Below are 1,224 nucleotides of genomic sequence, written 5' to 3'. Positions count from 1 at the left end.
CGGTTCAGGTATTTCCCGTGCATAGCCGGGCCCAGAGTTTGTGACCTGATAGGAGCCTTGTGCTGCAACTTGAGTGTCCTGTCCTGCAATGGGGGTGGCTATTCCATGCTGACAGGGGTAAGCCATGAAAAATCATCATTCATTCAATGACTCTGTAATTTTAGGTGTCGATACGCATCTGGATATTCACGTTGGTGCGGTTCTCAGCTACGACGGAAAGTTGCTCGGAACGAAAGTCATACAGACTAACCAGGTAGGATATGAAGAATTGTTCGACTGGGTACTCACTTTTGGCTCGGTGGAACGTGCAGGGATAGAAGGAACCGGAACGTACGGCGCAGGACTGACGCGATTTCTCATTAAAAAAGGGTTCGATGTTCTTGAAATCAATCGTCCTGATCGTTCTAAACGTCGCCTTGAAGGAAAATCTGATCCACTTGATGCAGAGAATGCCGCCAGAACGGTCCTTTCCGGGAGTGCCAAAGCCGTTCCCAAATTGCAATCCGGTGCCTGCGAGGCATTGCGGATCATCAGCGTTGCCCGCCGGAGTGCCGTAAAGGCGAAAACTCAGGCAATCAATCAGCTCCGTGCGCTATTAGTCAGCGCCCCCCAGGATATCCGCGACATGCTGTGGAAATCAAAACCGCACGAATGCGTTACTGCGGGTATGGGTTTTGAATCTGCTGAGAAATCACCATTACTCCTGGCACTTTGTTGCACACTTCGAAGCCTGGCTAAACGGTGGCAGGCCCTCGCGGAAGAACTCACGCAATTGGATGAGCTACTGGATAATTTAACCCAAGAATATGCCGGAAGCTTACGGAGACAGTTTGGTGTAGGTCCTCAAACCGCAGCCATCTTGCTGGCAGTCGCTGGTGATAATCCTGAACGATTAAAAAATGAAGCTGCACTTGCGTCACTTTGTGGTGTAAATCCGTTGCCGGCATCCTCAGGTAAAACCATCAGGCATCGCCTGAATCGCGGTGGTTCACGTGAGGCGAATAATGCGCTGTGGACAATCGCCCTGGTACGCATGCGCAGCGATCCGCGAACAAAAGTCTATGTGCAACGTCGAACAGGAGAAGGGCTGTCGACAAAAGAAATTTTACGTTGCCTTAAACGCTACATCGTACGAGAGCTTTATCCGCTTATTTTAACTGATTTGGGGCGAGCCCAACTGCGGCCGTTGACATAGGAGCGTCAATAGCCCGATGGAGAGGTTTT

The 1,224-nt window shown here is 50.6% G+C and carries 1 protein-coding gene; it reads left to right on the top strand.

The features are described 5' to 3' along the window. Nucleotides 1-124: 124 nt before the first annotated feature. Nucleotides 125-1,195 (top strand): IS110 family transposase, encoded by a 1,071-nt coding sequence (locus SJI19_RS24630; protein ID WP_323480865.1) that lies wholly within the window; start codon nt 125-127, stop codon nt 1,193-1,195. The last annotated feature ends 29 nt before the right edge of the window (nt 1,196-1,224 follow it).

This window comes from Acerihabitans sp. TG2, from assembly GCF_035013185.1.
Taxonomy (GTDB): domain Bacteria; phylum Pseudomonadota; class Gammaproteobacteria; order Enterobacterales; family Enterobacteriaceae; genus Acerihabitans.
The sequence above is the reverse complement of the archived record's forward strand: the minus strand, read 5'-3'. Positions and strand labels throughout refer to the sequence as shown.

What these genes read in the sequence shown, in the direction of transcription:
- SJI19_RS24630 (WP_323480865.1), top strand. Translation starts at nt 125, where the DNA reads ATGAAAAATCATCATTCATTCAATGACTCTGTAATTTTAGGTGTCGAT.